Origin of the sequence: uncultured Campylobacter sp., from assembly GCF_938045465.1 — a bacterium.
Lineage (GTDB): Bacteria > Campylobacterota > Campylobacteria > Campylobacterales > Campylobacteraceae > Campylobacter_B.
In genome coordinates, this window is sequence record NZ_CALIBF010000198.1 from 1 (window position 1) to 15,574 (window position 15,574).

Consider the following 15,574-nt stretch of genomic DNA (forward strand, 5'->3'; position numbering starts at 1 on the left):
GCGCAGATACTGCTAGACCACTTTAAAATTTCCGTAAAAAGCGGAATTTGTAGCGTGGGCGAAATTTACGCCAAAGATTTAAATTTTGATTTTGCGCAAAACAGCGAAATTTTCGCGCTCGATCCCGCTGTGGAGGACGCGCAGAAGGAGCTAATTCTAAGCGCTAAAAATGCGGGCGATAGTATCGGCGGCTGCGTGCTAACTCGCATTACGGGCGTGCCTGCGGGGCTCGGCGAGCCGCTGTACGGTAAGCTGGATGCGGCGCTTGCGGGCGCGATGATGGGCATAAACGGCGTAAAGGCAGTGCAGATCGGCGCCGGAGTGAAAGTAAGCACGCTAAAAGGCAGCGAAAACAACGATTTTATGCGCGCTAGCAAGGATTTGATCCGCACCAATGGCAGCAAGATCGGCGCAAATTTTGCGAGCAACAACGCAGGCGGGATCTTAGGCGGCATAAGTAGCGGCGCGCCTATCGAGATAACGACGCATTTTAAACCCACTCCGAGCATTTTTATGGCGCAGCATAGCGTGGACATGCGCGGCGCGGATGCGATCTGCGAGCTGCGCGGGCGGCACGATCCGTGTATCGCCGTGCGCGGCAGCGTCGTAGCTACCGCAATGGCGCGGCTGGCGATCGCCGATGCGCTACTGCTAAACGCGAGCGCGACGCTGGGGAATTTAAAGCGAATTTATGGCGAGAATTAAATTTAGACGGGCGCCCTTAAATTTTGCAAAATTTCATGAAATTGCAGGGCCGAGCGATGAAATTCCCGCGAGCTAGGCGGGCAAATTTTAAATTTACGCGACAAGGAGGGCAAAATGAGACTTGAGCGTATCGGCGAGGACTCGGCACTGATCGCGCGCATAGAGGCGATCAACGTCGCGGCGTTCCCCGAAATCGAGCGTATCAGCATAAAAAATTTCTTAAAAATGTCGCGCAAAGGACAGCTTGAAATCGCGGCGATTTTCGAGGATTTTAGCGCCCTAAGCGCTAGCGGCGCGCCTGATAAACATCACGCGGCGGCGAGCGAGCATTTAAGCGCGGCGGCGCAAAATTTAAGCGGCGAGAAGCTCGTTGGGTTTTGCGTCTATAGGACCGAGCAAACCTACAAGCGCGCGGTTTCGCACCACAAACAGCCGCCGCCTCGCCCAAATGCGGATAAAATTTTAAGATCCAAAGCCCATAGCGGCGCGGAATTTGAAGGCGCGGAGGATGAAATTTCAGGCGGCGAAGTGGGATTTTCAGAGGCAAAATTTTTTAACGTTGCAAGCGGTAAAATCGCAGGCCGAAAAACGCAGTCTCTTGGCGGCGATGAAATTTTAAACGCGAGCGCAGATAGTAAAATTCCGATCGAGGCGGACCATTCGATTTGCGGTGCGAGGGGCAAAATTTCATCAAGCGCCAGAAGGGATGAAATTTCATCAAGCGCCGCAGAGGACAAAATTTCGTCAGGTACCGCAGAAAGCGAAATTTCGCGCTACGATGAGAGTGAAATTCCAAGCGGCGAAGATGGCGGGATTTTTTACGTGGCCTACCTCGGCATCGATGCGAAATTTCGCGGGCTAGGAGTCGGCTCAAGGCTGCTCGCGCTCATCGTCACGCAAAATCCAAGCGCGCAAATCGTGCTTGACGTCGAGCCGCCGCACGAGGACGCGCCCAATCTCGCGCAGCGCCTGCGCCGCATAGAATTCTACGGCAGACGCGGCTTTGGGCGCTGCGGCAAGTTTTTCAACTACGCAGGTCTAAGCTTCGAGATCCTTGCTAAGCCGCCGCTAAGCGCGCCGCAGCAGGGATTTGACGTAGCGAGCTTTGCGAAATTTATCGGCGCGGGCAATAAATTTAGATTTAAAATCACCGACGCGCCGCTATATAAAAACTAATGCAAAAGCCCGAATTCAGCCTCATCTGCGACGATACGTTTTATAGAATTTTCTCCGCCTCTATCCTTGCGTTTTTTTGCATTTTTATCTCTTTAGATATCGGCGGATCGGGGGAGCTGTTTTACACGGACAGCCTGCTACGCTCGCAGCGAGCCAAGCCCAGCCTGACGATCGTTTTTATGTTTTTAGCGTTACTTTATCTGCGAAGCGGTAGCAAAGAGGCGGCGCGCGTGGAATTTGACGAGCTTAAAATATCCTTTCGCAGAGGGCTAGACAAATACGATCTTATGCTTGGATGCGTCGATCTGATAGAGCCGTCGCTCGGCTTCGTGCGGACGTTTCGCGTGCCGTTTCTAAGCTACGAGTGGTTTTTGAAACTGCAAGAAATTTTAAAATTCTTGCTTCTTTTCGCATACGTCGCGGGCGTGTTTTTGACGATCAAATTCGGCTTTGTCGAAGCTGCGATCTATGCAGCGGCGGGCATTTTTGCGATTTTGATCGCTTCAAAGCTCGTCGTCGCGCGAAGGCTAGACGGACGAGCGAGGCTACGACTGCGCGATTGCTTGCTACTGCGCGGGAGGGACGATACGGGCGCGGCGGTATTTTTTTGCATCCGTCCCAGCCGCGCCGAGCGCGAAGCTCTACGCATATATTTTTTGAAAAATTTCAGCTACGACATTAAGGCGTGAAATTTTTCGGTTTTCAGCGTAAAATTTAGACCCGCTGGATGTCTGGATAAAGCTAAACGTAAACGAAGCGCAAAGGCGGATACTGCGCGAGCATTTCACGGCTAGATTGGAGCTGGATTTCGAGCAGAATTCTGTCCGCGGCAATCATAGATGAAATCGCTCGGCGCTTAAAGCAGCCATCGAAGCGGTCGCAGATAAACCGCTAGCGCTCGCTTGGCTGAGACAGCCGCCGCTCGTTGCAACTCGCCTCGCTGCAAGCGCCTCTGTAAATATCCTGTGCTCTTAAACGCGTCGAAAGCGAGACGGTGATAAAATGCGCTTCGTCAAAAATCATACCGAAAAGGAATTTTATGAGGGATTACGACAAAGAGCCGATCAAAATCATAGATAGGGCGGTGTATTTCCAAGCAAATAGCCTATTTATCGCCTTAATATCTTTTTACGCTCTGTATAGATCCGATACTACAGCCATCAATCTCTTAAAATTTAACAACAAAGATTCGTTCCTACTCCTTATAGCCGCAGTTTTATTTATCGCACAAATACAATGGTATGTAAAGTGCAGGCGTAAAATTTCATATTTTGAGTTTTTTAACGATAAAATCTCTTACGAATTTGCGCACGATTCAGAGCGCAATAAATGTATCGATGCTTCAAATGCCGATAAGATAAACTTCTGCATCGTATCTGAGCTCATAGATAGCTTCGGTAAATTTCACTACTTTACCTCCTATGAGCTTTATAAAAAATCATCTATTGGAGTGCATATCGGCAAACTGGCGCTGTTTTTATACTATACGATAAATTTTATCTTGCTTGTTTTGCCGTTTAAAATTTTTATGTTGATTAAAAACAAAGAGCCGCTAAGTCTGCTAAATAAAAATGTCGTGATTAAATTTAAAAATCGCAACTATTTTTTGATAAACATCTACTCAAAGCGCGAACTGGATGAAATTTTGCAGTATTGCAAAGACAAAAATATAACCGTGGAGCAGAAAACAAATTTTATAATTTTACCTATTTCACTGATAAAAATGAAATTTGGAGCGACGATTTTAGCGATACGCAAATTCCAAAAGACACGTTTAAGCGAAAGCTTAGGCGATTTTTTAGCTTGGACTGAAGAGCGATTCCGCCCGTTTCAGCGTAAAATTTAGACCCGCGGGGTAGAATTACAAAAATTTTTACATGGAGTAAACAATGAAAAATTTCTTTATAGCCGCAATAGTTTGCGCGCTATTTAGCGGTTGCGCATATGAAGCGCAGTTTAATCAAAACGCCGATGTAGCGCCGTTTGACGACACTATAAGCGCGACTAACGCCATGCAAAGCGCGCTCATTTATATCCCTAGCGAGCTAATGGGGACGAAAAGCTACGCCGCAAGCTCGAAGCTAGGCAGAGACGATGAGCTTAAAATCGACGTCGGCGAGTTCGTCGCAGGCGAGGCAAAGCGCTTCTTTGGCACCTACCTAAGGCGCGTGAGCGTCACCGACGACGAAAAAGCGCTGCAAGGCAAAGGGCTCGTCATCGCACCTGAGCTTAGCTCATTCGGCTTTGGCTTTTACAGCTCCGACGGCATCGATGTTTCGGCAAAGCCCTTCGTACGCTACAATCTACGCCTAAAAATGTTTAAAAACGGAAAGCCGATCTACAACCAAAATATCGCCGTAAACGAGCGCAACTTCGGCGAGGAGGAGTTTTTCGGCGGCGGTCAGGGCTCATACGCACAGATCGGCGGGATCTTTCAAAAATCGATGGCGAATGATTACGCCGTGCACGCTAGAGAAATTTTGGACGTAATCAACGATAACTAATCGCGCTTGCGCCTTCGTGCGTGGTAAGCGGCATTTGGTCGATTATTTTTGCCCGCCGTCTTGTGGTAAAATTTGTCGCGGCGATCTTGCGGCACGCGCTTGCGGATCGTCGCGCCTAAGCTCTGCGATATAATTAGCATGGCTTTAAAATACTCAAATGCGCGCTTGCTTGTAAGGTTTATCCCGCCTGCGACATTAAATCCTTTTGATATCGAGTTTGCTGGTGCTCTAGACATCGAATTAATATCGCAAGCTGAGTTAAATTCCGCAAAAATCACGTTATGAAATTAACTTGGCAGCCCATATTTAAGTGCAGCTAGCCAATAAATTCCGCACTTTGACATACTGCCTAATTACGTTTTTTAGGGCTAAGCTCCGCAAATAAACTTTTCGCGTTCGCTGCTACGCTTGGATCAAATTATATGCTCGTGGCACCAAAAAATTCGCCCTAAATTTAAAGCACCGATTAATATTAATTTTTATATCATTACTAAATTTTTTAAGGAGAGAATTATGAAAAAGTTTTTATTACTTCCGTTTGTTTTCGCGGCGCTTTTTGCGGCACCAAGCTGCGATAATGTCCAGCTCAAAGCGGCTGTGGAAGGTATCAATAAGAGTGCGCCGATGCGAGTCGATGAGATTACCACGTTAACGGGTGCTGAGTGCAAGGATGGCAGCTTTATCTACAACTACGAGCTAAATGACGGCATGGGGATGAAATTTGACAGTGTCGGAAATGATCAAAAAACCGTGATACAAAATGTCATAGATAGCCAAAATAAGCAAATTTTTTGCAACCAGATGAAGGTAATGCATCCGCTAATAAACAGCGCGATATGGAGCTATAAGATAAAAAGTGGCGAAGAATTTATAAGGGTAGAATTTAAGCCTAGCGACTGCAAGTAGCGCTTGCGCGAGATCTAAAATTTAGCGCGGCGTGAGCCTTTGCCTGCTCGCCCGCGCCGAATTCGCTTAAAATTTATCCGCTTCGCTTTTGATTTCGCCTGTGCAAAAGCAACATGCTAAAATTTCTGCTTAGCTTTTACAGCGCCGCCGCGTATAGTATGACGCAGATCAGCGTGTATTTCGTCGCCACAAAGCGCTAAAACGCGCCGAGTCCTTTTTAAGCCGCGATCTAATGCGTCAGGTTCTGCCAGTGGCGTTTTTCATTAAAATTTGACTATTTCACGCGGAATTATATCTATGTAGCAGCGCAAACACCGCGTAAGGCTTTCGCGCGAAATTCTATAAGTTGCGCGGAATTTTATTTGAAACAGCATCGTAGATTTTGAGTTAGAATTTTAGGATTTATTGTGACGCCGTACCTGCTGCGATGAAATCTTGCTAAATTTTATCCGCGACCTGCTCGCATAAAATTTTGCGTAAAGCATGAGCTTGCTTGCGAGCTTACAGGGGTGCTAGCCGCCAATGTACCGTCACATAAAACGCGGCTAATCAAATGCCTCGCTTGGGTTTTACAATTCACCGCGCGCAGCTATTTTTATCAAGCTTTAGCTGTATTGGCGGCAAACCCTCTATCTCGTAATTTAACACCATCGTTTTGCCTAGCTCCCGCAGGCGTTGCGAGAATTCCGTGCTGCAAAAGCTGACCTTCGCCTTGGCAAACAGCATCTCTTTTAAAATTTCCGCATCGCCCGCATTCAGCGCGCTAAGGTCTAAATTAGGTGAGCTATTTAGCGCGTAATCGTATATGAAGCTATCATCTTCGCATGCGGCGCCTTTTAAAATCGTAGCATCGTCGATCCTGCGCGGCGCGCCCTCGTTTATCCGCGCTAGCGTATCTCGTACCTGCTTGCTTTCGCAGAAGTTTCGCTCTAGCTCGCCGCGTTTTTTCTCCGCATAAAATTCCACCGTCACATTTGCCAAAATTCCGATTCCAAGTAGTACTATTAAAATTTTAATCGGCTTATTTAGCCGCGCGCTTAGGCTTCGCGCGTCCATCATCGCGCCCTTTCGCAGCACAGCAGCGTGTGTCCGACGCCCAGCCCGTCGTGGATATTATAAATTTTAAGCCCGGCGCGCTGAGCAAATTTAATCATATCGTCCGAGTGATAAATTTTGCTATTGCCGTTTGCCATCGCGGCGAAATACACGCTGATCTGCGTCATGCTATACGCGGCGGTTTCGTAGCGCTGCCTGTCCCAAAACGGCTCCAAAATATAAAGCCGCGCCTGCTCGCTCATCGACTCCGCTGCACGCGAGAGGATGCTTACGATCTGCTCCTCTGCAAAGCAGTCCAAAAACTGACTAAGCCAGATCGCGTCAAAGCCGCGCGGAAAGCGCGTAGCGGGATCTAGCAGATCGGCTGCAAGCCCCTCTATACGTTCAGCTCCGCGCGCGCCTGCGACGGCGTCTTTCATCATCGAAATTTGCCCCGCAAGATCCATTATCGTGACGCGCACATTTTCGTCGTAGCCTACGCACCGCTTAGCAAAGCGCCCCGTATTGCCGCCGACGTCTAAAATTTTTGCCGTCTTGCGCGAGAAAATGATCTTTAGCGCGGGCTCAAACGCCAAATCCGAATAAAAATGATCAAACGCGAGCCAGCTCTTGCGCACATGCGGCGGCAGATGCGAAAGCGCCTCGTAGATCGTAGCCCACTGTCCAAAAACCTTTAGCCCCTCTGGTTTGCCTGATTTTAGCGTCTCTTCAAGCCTAAATAGCCCCTCGTAGCACACGTCGTGGATGAAGTCCATGTCCACGCCGACGAGCTCGTCGGCGAGCAGAAAATATCCCGCCTTACTGAGACGAAATTTCTCGCCGCACAGCAGCACCGTGCCGATGCTAAGCGAGCTTTCCAAAAGCAGCTTTACGGCATATTCGCTAAGCGAGGTCTTCTGCGCGATCTCACTTATGCTTAGTCCGTCCCGCGCCTCATGAAGCGCGCTTAAAATTCCAAATTTTTTCATCAGCCGCGAGACTTGAAAGACCACCGGCGCAAAGGCGATCTCATTCGCCGTCCGCTGCGCCTCGCCCGCGCTTTGATGCTCCGCGGCGTAGCGGTCTAAAAGCTGTTTGGGAAGTTTCATTTTTGATCCTGCTTATGTAAATTTCGCAAAATTTTAGCAAAAAATTCTAACTTTTCTTGCGCCCGCTAAGAATTTGCGCGTATCTTAGAATTTTGCGATGAAATTTTAAAATTCCATCTTAAAATTTATGGAATTTTAGTTAAAATCCTTTCGTCAAAATTTCGCGTAAAGCTCTGCGAAAATGTCAAATTTAGGAGAATCCTTGAAGCTTCAAATGTCCTTGATGTCGGTTGCCTGCGTCGTAATCATCCTGGCTGGTCTTAAAGCCGCGCAGGCTATCGTCGTGCCATTTTTGCTAGCTATTTTCATCACGGTGCTCGTCTCGCCGCTGGTGCTTTATGTCCAAAAGATCCGCGTCGGGCGCGTTTTTAGCTTCCTCATCATTACCTTTGCCTTCGTGGCGATTATAGTGTTTTTCGGCGCAGTCATCTTCGATGCGATCAAGGAATTTTCAGCGCGCCTACCCGAGCTGCAAGCAAAATTTGAAGAGGTGCTAGGAGGCGTGAGTGCGAAGCTCTCTCTATTCGGCATAGAGCTTAACGCCGCAAGCCTAGGCATCGATCCGAGCGAAGCCGCCGCGCAGCTATCTGCACTACTGCGCAAAACAGGCTCGATAGTTTCGACGGGATTTTTCATTTTTATAATGGTTTCATTTATGGTCTTTGAAAGCTCCGTGATCGACGAAAAAATCCGCTATTTTTCGCAAAGTAGCCGCGCTACGCACACTTTCGTGAAGAAATTTGCCTCCAGCCTCAAAAAATATCTGCTAATCAAAACTATCGCTTCAGCTTGCACTGGTGCGCTCATCGGACTTGGGCTGTGGACGCTTGGCGTCCCATATGCTGCGCTGTGGGGGATTTTAGCTTTCGTACTAAATTTCATCCCTACGATAGGCTCGATCGTAGCGGTCTTTCCGACGCTTTTCGTGACGCTAGCTACGATGGATATAAGCTCCAGCATCTGGACTATCGCAATCTATTTGGTCGTAAACGTAGCGATCGGAAATATCATCGAGCCGCGATTTTTAGGGCAAGGGCTCGGGCTCTCAACGATTAGCGTGCTTGCGGGGCTGCTGCTGTGGGGCTTTGTGCTTGGTATCGGCGGGCTATTTTTGGCTGTGCCGCTTACGATGAGCTTGCAAATCGCGCTTGCCTCAAATGACAAAACACGCTTCATCGCGACTCTATTAAGCAACAAGGTCGAAAGATAAAGCGAAATTCCGCGGAATTTTAAAATTCTATAAATTTTAGCTTGAGCGCGCTCAAGAGTATTTTTGTCTCTTTTAGATAAAATCCGCCCCAAAGGATTAAAGATGACGAGTGAAAAATTTATTTACGAAGTAAACACGGTGACGAAATTTATCCAAATTTACTGCGATGGCAAGCATGCGGATGCGCCTAAAAAAGATGGCGCCGTGCTTCATGACTACAAAGACGATAAGGGGCTTGTGCAGACCCACTTTCATCTGTGCGCGGACTGCGAACGGATGCTACGTTACGCCTACGCGCGCCTGCGCGCCTGCCCGCATACCGAAAAGCCACGCTGTCACCACTGCCCGCATCCATGCTACGAGCGTGAAATGTGGGTAAATATGGCTAAGATGATGAAATATAGCGGCATGAAGCTAGGACTTACAAAGATCAAAAAGCTTTTTTCGTTTAGAAAAAGCTAATTTGTGCGGGCAATTTAGCTAGAGTTTGCGGGTAAAATTTATATCTGCAAACTCGCTTCATCTCTACACAAAAAAAGTATAAAAAAGCAGCGTGAGAACAAGCACAAAAAAGATATAAAAATCAATCAAAATGCTAAATCTTAGCGCGTAAAATTCTGCCTTGCAAACGCAAATCCTCCGCAATCCTTGATAATAAATAATTAAATTTGAGTTTATAGTTTTAAGTTAGAATTGTGCCCAACCAAAGGAGAAAATATGAAGGTCATTACCATCGCGGTCGTTAACGGCAGGGTCGTAAACGAAAAGGAATTAATCGCGTCTATCGCCGATTATGACGATTTTACCGCGGTTGCCGAACAACTCCGCAAAGGGTTGAAATCGAGGTATTTTACATCTAGAGAGCATGCGAGGATCTATAAAAAAATCAGTGTCGAGACGGGCTTTAGGCGCGTGCGATTCGACTACAAACCTTATAAAGATAAAATTTCAAACCTCATCGTCCAAGGCTACACCGTCAAGGCGATCTTAAAAAAGATCGGCGAGGAGGACGAAGCGTTCAAAAACGCCGTTACTGCGCCCGGGCTTACGCACTTTATCTCCGTGACGTTCAAAGATGAAAAAACAAGACTTCGCGCAACCGCAAAAAAAAGCGAAGATTTCTTATACGCGTATCGCTTCGAGATAAAGAAAATGCACTTCCAAGGCGTTAGCAATAAGGAAATTTTAAAGCATATGAAGGCTCAATACGAAAAGGATTTCGCTAAAGTAAGCGAGCGCGATCTTGCCGCTTTTATCGAGGCAAACGCCGTGCTTGATACCGACCGCAAACTCTCGCTGTATAAAAAGCCGAGCCTTTATGATCCGCATTTTAGCGAGATTATGAAGCTTTACGCAAGCGGTATGCGCATCTATGACATCTGGAAGACGCTTAAAGCCAAATACCCGGAGTTAGCCAAGCTTCAGGCGCCGAGCCTTTATCAGTTCATCGCAAATAACGCCCTTGGCAAAGCCAAATATATGCAAAAAGACTGATATGTTCGCGCTTTTTGTAAATTTTACTTTCAAATTTAAAATTTCGCCGCGATAAAGATCGATGAAAGCCGGTGAAATTTCGATGAAAACCTGTGTCATTCTCTGCGGCGGCAAAAGCTCGCGTTTCGGCAGCGACAAAACGCTGTTTCCATTTCGCGGGCATCCCAGCATGACGCACTTTCTTTTCTCGCGCTTAAGCTGCGAGTTTGAGCGGGTTTTCGCCTGCGCCAAAACCTCTAAATTTAACCCGCCGCTTCCTATGATCTACGACGAATTTGAGGAATTTTCGCCGATGGGCGCGCTGTATTCGGCGCTGAAGCCATTTAGCGGCGAGCGCATTTTTATCATCCCAGCCGACATGCCCTTTGTAGAAATTTCCACCATTCGCGCGCTTAGCGAGCAAGAGGGGCAAATTTGCGTGGCGGGCGACGAAGCACACAGACATAGCTTGTGCGGATTTTTTGACGCAGCTCTCGCGCCGCGCGCGCTTGAGCTCTACCGCGCGAAAGAGCATAAGATCGGCGCGCTCATCGGATCTGCAAATTCCAAAGTGCTAAATTTCAAAAATAAAGAGCAGTTTTTAAATATAAATTATCAAAACGATTTAAAGGGCGTAGATGAAATTTAAAGCTTTGGCGTTCGCGCTTTGCGCCATAAGCCTAGCCGCGCAAGATCTCTCCGAGCTATACGCAAAGGCTAGCGAATACGAGACCAAGGGCGATTACAAAAACGCGATGATCTATTACAAAAAGATCGCCGCGGCAAGTCTGGCGGAAAGGGGCGAAAAGTCGCGCCGAAATTCAGCAAAAAATTCTATCGTGTCCGCACAAACTCCCGCTTCACACGATGATACCGCTGTTTTAAACTCCGCTGAGTCACAAAATTCTGTCGCACAAAATTCCGCCATGGCGGAATCCAGCGCGCCAAATTCCACTGCGTCAAATTTCGCAGACGCAGGCTCGGCTGCGTCAGACTCCGCGTCAAATTTAGAATCATCGAATTCCGCCTCGCTCTCGCAGAATTCCGCTGCGTTGGATTCCGCGCCGCAAGGCGAGCAAAATGGCCGAAATTTCGGATTTTTAGGGCTTAAATACTACGAGCCGATCTATATGCTTTTCACCCACGATTTCAGCAAAAAGCCCGATCGCAAGGCGGATGAGCTGCATTTTGAGTTTAGCTTCGAGCGGCCGATTGCCTACGACGCGCTGGGACTTGGAGAGAAAATTTCATTCGCTTACGCGCAAAATTCCTGGTGGCAGATCACGCAGGATAGCGCGCCTTTCCGCGAGAGTAACTACCGTCCCGAGCTCTACGTTAGCGCGCCGGTGCCGTTTGCGGACGAGCTAAAGATCGGCGCTCTGCACGAATCAAACGGCAAAGGCGGCGCAGAATCGCGCTCGTGGAACAAAGCCTACGTCCAAAGCACGTGGAGCGCGGGCGGATTTTCGATCACGCCCAGAGCCTGGTATGCGTTTTGGCTGGACCGCACGAACGAGGACATCGCGGATTATATGGGCTACGGCGATCTGCACGCATCATACACCTTCGGCAAGCAGCGACTTAGCGCTCTATGGCGAAACAACATGCATTTTGACGGCAGTAACCGTGGCGCGATCGAGCTAAACTATAGCTTCCCGATCTTTAACAGCGGATTTTACGGCTATCTGCGCTACTTTAACGGCTATGGCGAGAGCCTCGCGGATTACAAACGCAGCGTCAATAAGATCGGCATCGGGCTTTCGTTCGTAGAATTTTAATGCCATCTGCACCGAGTTGCGAGCTAAATTTGAACTCACGACTCGTTGTGCGTCTTAAAATCGCACCAAATTTCAACCGCTTTTAAATTTCTTAGAAATTAATATTGTTTTAGCTAAAATCGCAGATTAAATTTTAAACAAAAGGATCAAGAAATGGCACAAATTCAAGAGGCCGAGCTCATCTGGAAAGACGGCAAGCTAATCCCATGGGCGGAAGCCACTACTCACGTTTTGACGCACTCTTTGCACTATGGAAACGCCGTATTTGAGGGCGTACGCGCCTATAAAACCGACAAAGGCTACGCGATTTTCCGCTTGGACGAGCACACTCGCAGGCTTGAAATTTCGGCAAAACTCTGCCTAATCAAGCTTCCGTTTAGCTTAGAGCAGCTTCGTCAGGCCCAGATCGACGTCGTCGCGAAAAACCGCTTCGATCAGACCGTTTATATCCGCCCGCTAGCGTACTTCGGCTACGGCTCGATGGGCGTTTCGTCCAAGGACTGCTCTGTAAATGTCGTCGTCGCAGCGTGGCAGTGGGGCGCGTATATGGGCGAAGAGGCGCTACGCAAGGGCATCAAGGCTAAAATTTCATCGTGGATAAAGCCGGCGCAATTTTCGATGATGGCAAAAGCCAAAGCGAGCGCGAATTATTTCAACTCGCAGATGGCAAATTTCGAAGCGGTCGATGCGGGGTACGATGAGGCGATACTGCTCGATCCGCAGGGCTTCGTCGCGGAGGGGCCGGGCGAGTGCCTATTTATCGTAAAAGATGGGCTCATCATCACTCCGCCGAACGACACCAGCTTAGAGAGCATCACTCAAAATTCGGTCATCGAAATCGCGCGCAGCCTGGGCTACGAAGTCCGCAGAGAGCGCATCGCTCGCGATCAGCTCTATGCCGCGGACGAGGCGTTTTTTACCGGCACCGCCGCGGAGGTCACGCCGATTAGTAACATCGACGGCAGGATCATCGGCAAGGGCGAGATGGGTGAGATCACGAGCCGCTTGCAAAAGGCGTATTTCGCGGTAGTCACGGGCAAAGACCCTAAATTTGAGCACTGGCTCACTTACGTTAAATAAGGACGCGCATGCCTGCGGATTTGAATGATTATTTTAATAAGAAAAACAGCGACAAAAAAGGCGGGAATTTAAATTTTAAAATTCCTAATTTTGGAGGAATGGGCAAGTTTAGTGGCGTGATTTACGCGATAATCGCGATAATCGCGCTACTAGTGATCTCAAAACCCTTCGTCACGATCCAATCCGGCGAGGTGGGGATCAAGTCAAATTTAGGCAAATACGATCCGACGCCTCTTGGCGCAGGACTTCACTTTTTCGTGCCGTTCATACAGGACGTATTCGTCGTAGATACTCGCACGCGTATCATCAACTACACCAGCAGCGAAGATATGAGCGCAGGTATCGCTACTAAAAGCGGTACCGCGGGCGGTATCATCAGCAAAAACTCGCTCTCGGTGCTAGACTCGCGAAATTTACCCGTCAGCATCGACATTACCGTGCAATACAGGCTCAATGAAGCCACGGCGCCCAACACAATCGCCGAGTGGGGCTTTTTGTGGGAGGATAAGATCATCGATCCGCGCGTAAAGGACGTCGTGCGTAGCGTCATCGGCAACTATGCCGCTGAGGAACTGCCTACCAAACGCGACGAGATCGCTAAAGCGATCGACGACGGCATCCGCAAAAATATCGAAGCGCTGGCGAATTCGCCCGTGGATCTGCTAGCCGTGCAGCTTCGCGAGATCATCCTGCCCGCAAAGGTAAAGGAGCAGATCGAGCGCGTGCAGATCGCCAAGCAGGAGGCCGAGCGCACCAAATACGAGGTCGAGCGCGCAAATCAAGAGGCGCTTAAAAAGGCGGCTCTTGCCAAAGGTAACGCAGATGCCGTTAAAATCGAGGCTCAAGGTCGTGCCGATGCCGCTAAGATCGAAGCCGACGCGCAAGCCTACGCTAACAAAGAGGTTGCAAAGAGCTTGGATGCAAATCTTTTAAGCCTCAAGCAGATCGAGACGCAGGCTAAATTTAACGAGGCGTTGCGCGAAAACAGCGACGCGAAAATTTTCCTAACGCCGGGCGGCGCGGTGCCTAATATCTGGGTCGATACGAAAGACAAGGCAAAGCAAAGCGCCATCGAGCGGGAACATTAAAATTTCAGGCGGTTATGCGCCCCAATTTCGCGAACTAAATTTAATAACAAGTTGCTCCGGGCGCATAAGCTTAACTCTCGATTTTGCGAGCTAAACTTAACAGCGAGCGCAAAAGCTCGCAACGAGCAGAACTCGCGCCCGTTGCGGTTTAAGTCTAGCGGTCGCTTAAAATTTAGCCGCTAGATTTGTCCTTTAAATTTACGAGGCGTGCCGCTTCGTAAATTCACAACTCAAATTCCGCATGCGGCGGCTAAATTTAAGGCGCTCGACTTCGCAAATTAAGGATCAAAGATGAAGGTAGATTGGCAAAAATTAGGCGGGCTGCTCCCAGCGATCGTGCAGGACGCGGGTGACGGCGCAGTTTTGATGCTCGCGTATATGAACGAAGAGGCGCTAAGCCTGACGCTGCAAACGGGCTACGCGCACTACTTTTCACGCAGCAAGGGGCGCATCTGGAAAAAAGGCGAGAGCAGCGGTCACGTTCAGCTCGTAAAATCCGCCTTTTTGGACTGCGACAACGACGCGCTGCTGCTTAAAGTCGAGCAATGCGGCGGATCCGCCTGCCACACGGGCGCGCGAAGCTGTTTTTTCAAAGAGATTTCGCTGCAAAAAGGCGGTGAAAATGTGGGGAGCTCGAGCGCTTGCGGCGCGATAAATTGCGCAGAGTACGGCTCTGTAGCCTCTCTCGCGCAGAAAAATTCCGCGAATTCTCGCACAGGGCAAAATTCCGCTTCCTGCGACGGCTTGCAAAATTTAGCGCCCAAAAATTATACCGATTCCTGCGGTAAGCAAAATTCTGTAATGCAAAGCCCCACTGCGACGAATTCCGCGTTCACAAATTCCGCTGCAGAGCGCAGCGAGCAAAATTTATACGCCGCCGCGCAAAATTCCACGCTCGAAAACTCCGCAGAAAAAGGCCCGTACGGCATTTTGGACGAAATTTATCACGTCTGCTTGGATCGCAAGCTAAACGGTGAGCCTGCGCTCTCCTACGTCGCCTCGCTCTACGCGAAGGGCGAAAACGCCTATCTCAAAAAGATCGCCGAGGAGGCGTGCGAGTTCGCACTGGCGTGTAAGGACCTCTCGCGCAGCGGGCTTTACGCAGACGTCGCGCGCGAGGGCTTCGGCGAGCACAGAGCGGGCGAGCCGCGATACGACGTGATTTATGAGGGGGCGGATCTTTTATTTCACCTTCTGCTCGCACTTGCAGTGCACAATATCCATCCAGATGCCCTGCTTGACGAGCTAGCGCGCAGGCAAGGACAAAGTGGCATCGAAGAAAAGCGTCGTCGCGAAAAATGATGCGTAAAATTTAATCGTGAAGGCGCCGCTCGCCCGCCTTACGCGGCGAGCAAAATTTAAAAAGCGGCGCCGAAATTCTACGCCGAATTTCAGCAATGAAAGAATGCTTCAACTGCGCTATTGCCGCAAAATTTAATCGCGCTGCGCGAGCAAATCCGCGCGTAAATTTCAGCGCCTTGCGTAAATCGTAAAATTTCACTAAAATTTT

The 15,574-nt window shown here is 49.0% G+C and carries 16 protein-coding genes and 1 pseudogene; 15 read left to right on the top strand and 2 right to left on the bottom strand.

All coding sequences use genetic code 11. The annotated features are described in order from the left end of the window. From Q0413_RS09920 to Q0413_RS09945, 6 genes are all read left to right on the top strand, one after another. Positions 1-705, top strand: a 705-nt coding sequence (locus Q0413_RS09920) for a chorismate synthase (RefSeq protein WP_298989913.1), incomplete at its 5' end; no start/stop codon positions are given. A 114-nt stretch (positions 706-819) separates the two neighbouring features. Then, entirely contained in the window at positions 820-1,881 is a 1,062-nt protein-coding gene (locus Q0413_RS09925) for a hypothetical protein (RefSeq protein ID WP_298989916.1), read from the top strand. Next, positions 1,881-2,570, top strand: coding sequence for a hypothetical protein (locus tag Q0413_RS09930; RefSeq protein WP_298989921.1), 690 nt, complete (start codon positions 1,881-1,883; stop codon positions 2,568-2,570). Before Q0413_RS09925 ends, Q0413_RS09930 begins: the two co-directional genes overlap by 1 nt. Before the next feature lie 350 nt (positions 2,571-2,920). Further along, positions 2,921-3,727, top strand: coding sequence for a hypothetical protein (locus tag Q0413_RS09935; RefSeq protein ID WP_298989925.1), 807 nt, complete (start codon positions 2,921-2,923; stop codon positions 3,725-3,727). 43 nt (positions 3,728-3,770) lie between these two features. Then, a complete protein-coding gene (locus Q0413_RS09940; protein ID WP_298989928.1) occupies positions 3,771-4,385 on the top strand; it encodes a hypothetical protein in 615 nt (204 codons plus the stop codon). 513 nt (positions 4,386-4,898) lie between these two features. Then, positions 4,899-5,291 (top strand): hypothetical protein, encoded by a 393-nt coding sequence (locus Q0413_RS09945; RefSeq protein WP_298989931.1) that lies wholly within the window; start codon positions 4,899-4,901, stop codon positions 5,289-5,291. Positions 5,292-5,867: 576 nt separating this feature from the next. Here the strand turns inward: Q0413_RS09945 and Q0413_RS09950 are convergent. Continuing rightward, a complete protein-coding gene (locus Q0413_RS09950; protein WP_298989936.1) occupies positions 5,868-6,347 on the bottom strand; it encodes a hypothetical protein in 480 nt (159 codons plus the stop codon). Next, a complete protein-coding gene (locus Q0413_RS09955) occupies positions 6,347-7,435 on the bottom strand; it encodes a class I SAM-dependent methyltransferase (protein WP_298989941.1) in 1,089 nt (362 codons plus the stop codon). Before Q0413_RS09955 ends, Q0413_RS09950 begins: the two co-directional genes overlap by 1 nt. Before the next feature lie 202 nt (positions 7,436-7,637). Between Q0413_RS09955 and Q0413_RS09960 the strand changes: the two genes are divergently transcribed. The 9 genes and pseudogenes from Q0413_RS09960 (at position 7,638) to Q0413_RS10000 (ending at position 15,366) form a co-directional block, all read left to right on the top strand. Next, positions 7,638-8,645: an AI-2E family transporter gene (locus Q0413_RS09960; protein ID WP_298989945.1), complete on the top strand. Its 1,008-nt coding sequence runs from the start codon at positions 7,638-7,640 to the stop codon at positions 8,643-8,645. Between the two features lie 102 nt (positions 8,646-8,747). Continuing rightward, positions 8,748-9,107 carry a nitrous oxide-stimulated promoter family protein gene (locus Q0413_RS09965; protein ID WP_298989948.1) on the top strand — a complete coding sequence of 120 codons (360 nt, stop codon included), beginning with the start codon at positions 8,748-8,750 and terminating at the stop codon, positions 9,105-9,107. Positions 9,108-9,362: 255 nt separating this feature from the next. Continuing rightward, the gene (locus tag Q0413_RS09970; RefSeq protein WP_298989953.1) at positions 9,363-10,139 is read left to right on the top strand and encodes a hypothetical protein; all 777 of its coding nucleotides are present in this window, start codon (positions 9,363-9,365) and stop codon (positions 10,137-10,139) included. A gap of 61 nt (positions 10,140-10,200) precedes the next feature. Next, positions 10,201-10,767, top strand: a complete 567-nt coding sequence (locus Q0413_RS09975; protein WP_298989956.1) for a molybdenum cofactor guanylyltransferase — start codon at positions 10,201-10,203, stop codon at positions 10,765-10,767. After that, positions 10,757-11,896: a phospholipase A gene (locus Q0413_RS09980; protein ID WP_298989961.1), complete on the top strand. Its 1,140-nt coding sequence runs from the start codon at positions 10,757-10,759 to the stop codon at positions 11,894-11,896. Before Q0413_RS09975 ends, Q0413_RS09980 begins: the two co-directional genes overlap by 11 nt. A gap of 153 nt (positions 11,897-12,049) precedes the next feature. Further along, complete coding sequence (locus tag Q0413_RS09985) at positions 12,050-12,976, top strand: branched-chain amino acid transaminase (protein ID WP_298989965.1); 927 nt, start codon at positions 12,050-12,052, stop codon at positions 12,974-12,976. 8 nt (positions 12,977-12,984) lie between these two features. Continuing rightward, entirely contained in the window at positions 12,985-14,064 is a 1,080-nt protein-coding gene (locus tag Q0413_RS09990) for an SPFH domain-containing protein (protein WP_298989970.1), read from the top strand. Between the two features lie 291 nt (positions 14,065-14,355). Further along, positions 14,356-14,667, top strand: a pseudogene (gene hisI / locus Q0413_RS09995) (phosphoribosyl-AMP cyclohydrolase); the annotation flags it as partial. A 21-nt stretch (positions 14,668-14,688) separates the two neighbouring features. After that, entirely contained in the window at positions 14,689-15,366 is a 678-nt protein-coding gene (locus Q0413_RS10000) for a phosphoribosyl-ATP diphosphatase (RefSeq protein ID WP_366939679.1), read from the top strand. Positions 15,367-15,574 lie beyond the last annotated feature (208 nt).

Bases quoted from the DNA above. Each gene is read 5' to 3' on its own strand.
- Q0413_RS09940 (WP_298989928.1), top strand. From the start codon at position 3,771: ATGAAAAATTTCTTTATAGCCGCAATAGTTTGCGCGCTATTTAGCGGT.
- Q0413_RS09955 (WP_298989941.1), bottom strand. From the start codon at position 7,435: ATGAAACTTCCCAAACAGCTTTTAGACCGCTACGCCGCGGAGCATCAA.
- Q0413_RS09930 (WP_298989921.1), top strand. From the start codon at position 1,881: ATGCAAAAGCCCGAATTCAGCCTCATCTGCGACGATACGTTTTATAGA.
- Q0413_RS09925 (WP_298989916.1), top strand. From the start codon at position 820: ATGAGACTTGAGCGTATCGGCGAGGACTCGGCACTGATCGCGCGCATA.
- Q0413_RS09935 (WP_298989925.1), top strand. From the start codon at position 2,921: ATGAGGGATTACGACAAAGAGCCGATCAAAATCATAGATAGGGCGGTG.
- Q0413_RS09950 (WP_298989936.1), bottom strand. From the start codon at position 6,347: ATGGACGCGCGAAGCCTAAGCGCGCGGCTAAATAAGCCGATTAAAATT.
- Q0413_RS09965 (WP_298989948.1), top strand. From the start codon at position 8,748: ATGACGAGTGAAAAATTTATTTACGAAGTAAACACGGTGACGAAATTT.
- Q0413_RS09990 (WP_298989970.1), top strand. From the start codon at position 12,985: ATGCCTGCGGATTTGAATGATTATTTTAATAAGAAAAACAGCGACAAA.
- Q0413_RS09975 (WP_298989956.1), top strand. From the start codon at position 10,201: ATGAAAGCCGGTGAAATTTCGATGAAAACCTGTGTCATTCTCTGCGGC.
- Q0413_RS09980 (WP_298989961.1), top strand. From the start codon at position 10,757: ATGAAATTTAAAGCTTTGGCGTTCGCGCTTTGCGCCATAAGCCTAGCC.
- Q0413_RS09970 (WP_298989953.1), top strand. From the start codon at position 9,363: ATGAAGGTCATTACCATCGCGGTCGTTAACGGCAGGGTCGTAAACGAA.
- Q0413_RS09945 (WP_298989931.1), top strand. From the start codon at position 4,899: ATGAAAAAGTTTTTATTACTTCCGTTTGTTTTCGCGGCGCTTTTTGCG.
- Q0413_RS09985 (WP_298989965.1), top strand. From the start codon at position 12,050: ATGGCACAAATTCAAGAGGCCGAGCTCATCTGGAAAGACGGCAAGCTA.